Source organism: Segatella copri, from assembly GCF_019127135.1.
Classification (GTDB): domain Bacteria; phylum Bacteroidota; class Bacteroidia; order Bacteroidales; family Bacteroidaceae; genus Prevotella.
Window position 1 is genome coordinate 1 of record NZ_JAHOEA010000098.1, and the last position, 6,196, is coordinate 6,196.

Here is a 6,196-nt window from a genome sequence, read left to right on the forward strand (position 1 = left end):
GATCGCGCCCTTTTCTACTCAACCTTCCCTATCCGTGAACAGGCACCTAAGGGGAATGACTGGGATTTCAAGCTTAATCATGTCTATACCATTGCCCTGCTCAACTTCAGCATGAACGAGGATGCATTCGACAAGGAGAAAATCCGCCATCATGTGCAGTTGTGCGACACTGCTACCCACAAAGTATTTTACGACAAGCTCGAATATATCTATGTAGAGATTTCTAAGTTCAACAAACCCCTGGAAGAACTGGATACGCTCTACGAGAAGTGGCTCTATGCTCTGAAGAACCTCTATAAGCTTACCCAGCGTCCGAAAGAATTGTGCGATAAAGTCTTCGACCGCCTCTTCGAGGAAGCCGAGATAGCCAAGTTTACTCCGCAGGAAATGAGGGAGTACGAGACCAGCAAGATGGCATATCGCGACATCAAGAATTCCGTTGACACTGCTAAGCGTGAAGGTATAGCTGAAGGTATGGAAATAGGCTTGGAGAAAGGCATGAAGCAAGGCATGGAAAAGGGCATGAAGGAAGGTATGGAAAAAGGCATGTCCCAGCGAAGCCTTGAGATTGCTAAGAAGATGCTGGCAAAGGGTATGGATGAAGCGTCTATCATGGATATGACGGGGCTGACGGTAGAGGAGACAAAGATGCTGAAAGCGGAGATGTAGATTACGAATATCACCATATAATCAAGGGTCAATACGCCACCTGTTCATCGTGGCATATAGACCCTTGTCATTTTCCCGCGAAGTGCGATAAAAGTCACTGTATTAAGGACTTATACAACATCCTTTTCTTGTTCAGCAGCAAACGCCAGCATATAACTTATCTATTGGAAATATCAAATCCCAATTCTTTCCCCAAACGATATTACCAAACTCTATCTTGAACTTTTTGAATTTGTTTTCATTCAAGTAAGAGTTATATTGCGGATGTGGGTGATTTCTGATAAAAGCACCTACATCTATCGTCTTAATGGTGTCATCATTAAAGTGTAATTCAACTTTTAATGGCGCCACATATTTTGCAGAAACGATACTTAAGTTCATAATTTCTTCGTTATTTTAGTTGAACGTGTATTGGTTCATGCTCATTTGAATAGAACAGAAAAATAAATCCGAAGTATTCAAATATCTTTGGCATCGCAACCTCCTTTTTTAATCTATCTTGATTGCAAAGTTACGACTTTATTTTGAAAACGCAAAGAAAACGGGAGAAAAGTTTCGGGAAAAGTTTGGATTCCCGTATTTTATAAGATAAAGGATAGCCATCCCATACCACAACTAATCAAGGGTCTATACGCCCACCTATCATCGTGGCATATAGACCCTTGTCGTTTCCCGTGAAGTGCGGGTGACTATGTTTGCTGAGCACCTTATACTCCTGCCCAGCTTAGGAGTTTATCTAATGTTATTAATTTCTAAATTGTTATTGAGGATATGTATTACGTCCACATTTTATGGATTTGAATCTTTTTCTAAGAAATGTTGTTCGTACATGATCCGGAGATTTTGCATAATTCTCACCAGATTCATCTGATCGCCACCCATCAATATCGCTTCCTGTCATAACCTTTTGATCTTTTGACAAAGTTAAATCTACACCATCAGTAGGTACATTATCAAAGATACTGAAACCTGCAGCGGAAATATTACCTAATGTCACCGATCTTAGCCATTGACAATCGGCAAAGGCAAGGTCACTTATAGATGAAACTATCGGAGCATAGATTGTTTTAAGACCATTACACCCATGAAAAGCAAACGACTCTATACTCTTTACATCTTGCAAGTAAATTGATTTCAGCGGTTGACAATCCGAAAATGCATTAGACGGCAAAGCCTCAACTCCATAAACAGTTAATTCTATACTGCCATCATTTGCACCTTTTAGAGCTTCTCTTATAGCATCAAACACACTCTTATCTGCATTTGCAGGCAAATTTCTGATTTCAATGTTCTTTTCGCCCGCAGCCAAAGCATTTTTTATAATTAGTACGGCATTTTCTGTAGTTGTTACAGCATCGCCACCGGTAATTGCATCTCCTTTACCCCAATCCGCAACACTTACACTTCCTATTGTAGCTTTGTCCTTACCTATTTTTACATCATAGGTATAGCTCATAGCTTTGTCAAGAGCAGGAATTCCAGTTACATCCAGAACTTTAGTCTGAGTAGGTTTGCCATCACCATCATTGTATGTCACAGTGAGTTTGAGGAATTTCTCTGTAGAATTGGCATCTCCAGGAGATACCAAAGCATAGAACACATTGTTGCCACTTTCTTCTTTTTTATAAGTTTTGATGGCTGCGTAGCTGTCACCATCTCCTGCAGGAACTTTCAGCTTAGAATAAACTTCTACGGCAGAAAGCGTAGGGTTAAGATCTTTGAACTCATCTCCAAACCCGCTTACTTTGACAATGACGCGAGCCGTCTGACGTGCAAAGTTCAATGTCAACTGTCTGTCGGAAGGTATATATGCCTTTTCTATAGCTTCTCTGCTTATCATATAATCTGACTTCTCTATTTTGTCAACTGTAGATTGGTCTGCTGAGACATAACCTACAGAGAAAGAATTGGTGGTACTTTCATCCGCCTTCTCAGGATAACAAGCCTCGAAAGCCTGGGCATTACCCGTCCAGACCAGATAGTCACCAGCATTCGCAGGTGCCCATACCTCGCCCGTCTTCTTATAAATCACGGTTTTACCCTCAGTAGTTACGCTGATTACATCGTTCTCATTAAAACTCTGTTGTTCCGCTTCTGTACCCAATGGATTACTACGGGTAAAAATGCTGTTTCCACCAACGTTGGCAGTAATCTTCACCTCATTGGCAGCAGTGTTAGTGCCCTGCTCGTCATCTGTAGAGCAAGCGGCAAGCATTGCTATAACTGCAAATGCTCCCATATATTTTGTAATTTTCATATCTTGTCTATTTTAAATGTCAAACAATTCTTTAATCAGTCTCTTTTTCGATAATGGTTTCTTCTCCCCACGGCCTCGCTGTTATGACGCCCCCTTGCACTACATCCTTACCAACCAACAGATGCAACTCATATTTTTTACCAGATTCAAATAGCGCATTGTCGGTGCCAGTCCAGATGTAATCAGTGCCATCCACCTTGAACTTAATACATAATTGTCCTGCAATAACTTTCTGTGGAATCACAATGGCAGAATATTTGAAGGTGGCATGGTCGGTTGTTTTATCCGCCTTCTTGAATGCTACAGTTTCAGGAGTAATGGCTGCTGATGCCTGACCGTCACGTAGAAAACTTATAGGGTCTGCTGCAAAATTCACCTTACTGCGGATAAAGGTGCCATCCACCTTGACATCAGTTACGGTTGCTGACGTAACAGGTTTTTTTTCATCCTGATTAAACTGGTCTCTCAACTCGATAGTGAGATTCAGCTGACTGAGGAGATGGGTGAATGAGACATCAACCGCCTGGTTGGTATTCAAATCCGACTCTGGTTTGAATCCAGTTTTCTTATATACAATAAGGTCGGAAGAATAGTCTTCAGCATCGCTTTGGTCTGCTTTTACAGAAAAGGCATAGTCTGTCTTTCCGAAGACTTTAACTTTGCCACTTGCATCTTCGGTAGTCTCCAGATATGGCGCATAAGCCAGAATATCAACAGCGGTAGTTGAATTCTGCCACAACATCTGGGTAGCAGGATTCCAATTGCTGCCTTCCTTTGTTACCTTGACATTATCATAGGTATATTTTTCGCTATTAGCATTCTTGATGCAGAAGCCAAACGAATTAAGGTTGTCGGTGCTGTTTCCGTAAGAGGCACGGGTATTCATGCCATCTACGCTTGTCATGATTCTGACCACATTATCCATTGGATAATTGTTCTGTGCCAATTCATCCTCACTGGAGCAGCTGGCAAAAACTGCCGTTGCCAAAGCTGCCATTGCTAATGTTTTAATTGCTTTCATATTGTCGATTTTTATGTTTTAATTTTAAGAAAGTTAATCATAAGCCTCACCCTTGATAGGTTCGCCTGTAGAACCCCAGTCGGAGATGTTAACATCGCCAACTTTTATGACGTCACGTCCTACCTCCAGATTGACGGTTGTAATTTTGCCACTCTCAAACTTGAATGGTGTGCCGTTGTCGTAGATGAAGTCCTTGCCGCCAATGGTGATGGTAATCTTCTGAACACCATCCTGCGGGATGATGATGGAAGCATATTTCTTGTTGGCAGTTAAAACCGGCATGTCGAAGTCAGCTTTATCTTCTGCTACAGCAGATGGGGTGACAACCTTGGTCAGATAATTGACGGTTGCACTTTTTACGGCATTGCCTACAGCTACCTTATCTACGGTAGGTCCCTCTGCTCCCCATTGATTCTTATAGGTAAGGTTCACCACAAGTTTTGCCATTACATGGGTAAAGGTAAGAGGAACAGGTTGCTGTTCATCGACATTATAGGATAAGCCATCTTTGTTGACTGCCACCAAGAGGTCGCTTTCCACTTGCTTTGTCTCATCGAATGTATATTCTCCGGCAGAAAGGTCGGATATTGCTGAAATAGGGTATACACCGATGAAATAATGCTTGTCGCGGTTGTTCTTCCAAAGCATCTGTGGAGTGGATATCCATGAGCCGTTTGTCAGCTTATTAATGGCGTTATTCACCACACGCTCGCGTGTCTCTGGAGCAACAGTTGCATCGCCAGTCCAGGCATACACGCTGATTTCATCACCCTCCTCAAAGGTTTGACCGCCTTTCGCATCTGTGGCAACACGTGTCATATTGCCGATACTGGTAGAAACGGTGATATACTTGGAGGTCTCGCCTCCGATACCGTTCTCGTTGTCAGAACAACTGCCCAATGTCAAAGCCATTGCCATCAGGGTAAAGAGATAAGTTTTCTTTTTCATTGTCTTTTACTATTATATGTTTATATTCTTGTTTTGATTCTTGCTTAAATGAGAGGGGCGCTTAATCTTCAGGATTCAGGATTTCACCACGATAAATCCATTCCTCAGTCCAATCATCTATCTTCGTGCTCGTAAGATACATGTAAGGTTTCATCTCCTCAAATTCCAAGTTTATCTTGTACTTGCCGCCAGATTTCATGACGGGTGCTTCGATGTCGTAGTTGCTAACTACTCCCCCAGGAGAAATCAGTTGGATAAACAACTTGGTGGTATAAAAACCATTGGCTGTCGGCATCAAGCGTAATGTTTCCGTTTTTAAAGTTTCGCCAGGCACTGCGATTCTCAAAGGTATATCACACTCTTCCTTGGTATAGCTTGCCGTCCCGAATGTTCCATCCTCATTCTTTTGCAGGGGCAGGAGTCCGGTTGCCACATTCAGAACCTTGCCTATCATTGCAAAATTGTCAGGAACTCCTTTAATGAAGATGGTCAATTCTGCAAGTATATGGCGCATTTCATTTTTTGTTATGTAGTTGACATTTGATTTGTCTATACCGATGTCCGTGACACCATAATAGGCATGGTCGGGAGAGGCACTTGGATTGGACAATCCAAACATGAGTTGGTTCATATTGAGGGTCGCCCTTGTAGCCTCACCGATAAAAAACGGTTCTATAAGGTTGGTGGCAGCCAGAATCTGATAATGCCCTACAGGAAGAGCGAAGCGTTGGCTTGCCACCTCCTGCGCACTGCCATAATGTTTTTCTTCTACAAGCGAACCGTCATCGGCATTGAATATCCAGAGCTTTACGTCATTCACATCCGTACCTTGGTCGGCTTCATCTGCCCAGGTGAGCGATACAGACAAGCCACCTTCTTCCTCATCAGAATGAACATCATGGTCGCAACTTGCCAACAGGCATGGGACGCATAACAGCACCCATAACCAAATATTAAATATTCTTTTTGCTTTCATTTTCTATCTTGTTTTATGGGTTACTGATGATGATTGTTGAAAGGTAAGCTGAATCCCAACCTTACTCCACTTTCCCAAACAAAGTTGTTCTTATGCAGATGCTCTGGCATTCCGTCCATACGTTCGCCAGTAAGACGGGTCAAACCGGAATAGATGCCCAATTTCAGACATGAGGTCAATTGGTAGCCCACCTGCAAGTCTGCGCCATAACCCAAATGCCAGTTGGTTGAACCTTTCATCACTTTGGCATCATCGGCTATAGTCTGAATATCAGCCTTGGTCGTTACTGCATATATATGAGGTGAAACAGCCAAATCCCATCGGC

Annotated in this window: 6 protein-coding genes and 1 pseudogene; 1 reads left to right on the forward strand and 6 read right to left on the reverse strand. The window is 42.5% G+C overall.

The annotated features are described in order from the left end of the window. Positions 1–669, forward strand: a 669-nt coding sequence (locus tag KSW37_RS14900) for a PD-(D/E)XK nuclease family transposase (protein WP_217315186.1), incomplete at its 5' end; no start/stop codon positions are given. A 132-nt stretch (positions 670–801) separates the two neighbouring features. On the opposite strand, the gene KSW37_RS14905 is transcribed toward KSW37_RS14900, so the two are convergent. The 6 genes and pseudogenes from KSW37_RS14905 to KSW37_RS14930 form a co-directional block, all read right to left on the reverse strand. Beyond that, a complete protein-coding gene (locus KSW37_RS14905; RefSeq protein WP_022251301.1) occupies positions 802–1,050 on the reverse strand; it encodes a DUF2442 domain-containing protein in 249 nt (82 codons plus the stop codon). Between the two features lie 379 nt (positions 1,051–1,429). Further along, positions 1,430–2,926: a fimbrillin family protein gene (locus tag KSW37_RS14910; RefSeq protein ID WP_217315188.1), complete on the reverse strand. Its 1,497-nt coding sequence runs from the start codon at positions 2,924–2,926 to the stop codon at positions 1,430–1,432. 31 nt (positions 2,927–2,957) lie between these two features. Beyond that, a complete protein-coding gene (locus tag KSW37_RS14915) occupies positions 2,958–3,947 on the reverse strand; it encodes a fimbrillin family protein (RefSeq protein ID WP_217315190.1) in 990 nt (329 codons plus the stop codon). Positions 3,948–3,980: 33 nt separating this feature from the next. Continuing rightward, complete coding sequence (locus tag KSW37_RS14920) at positions 3,981–4,895, reverse strand: fimbrillin family protein (RefSeq protein ID WP_217315192.1); 915 nt, start codon at positions 4,893–4,895, stop codon at positions 3,981–3,983. 61 nt (positions 4,896–4,956) lie between these two features. Beyond that, positions 4,957–5,871, reverse strand: a complete 915-nt coding sequence (locus KSW37_RS14925) for a FimB/Mfa2 family fimbrial subunit (RefSeq protein ID WP_217315194.1) — start codon at positions 5,869–5,871, stop codon at positions 4,957–4,959. Between the two features lie 20 nt (positions 5,872–5,891). After that, a pseudogene (locus KSW37_RS14930) lies at positions 5,892–6,196 on the reverse strand (OmpA family protein); the annotation flags it as partial.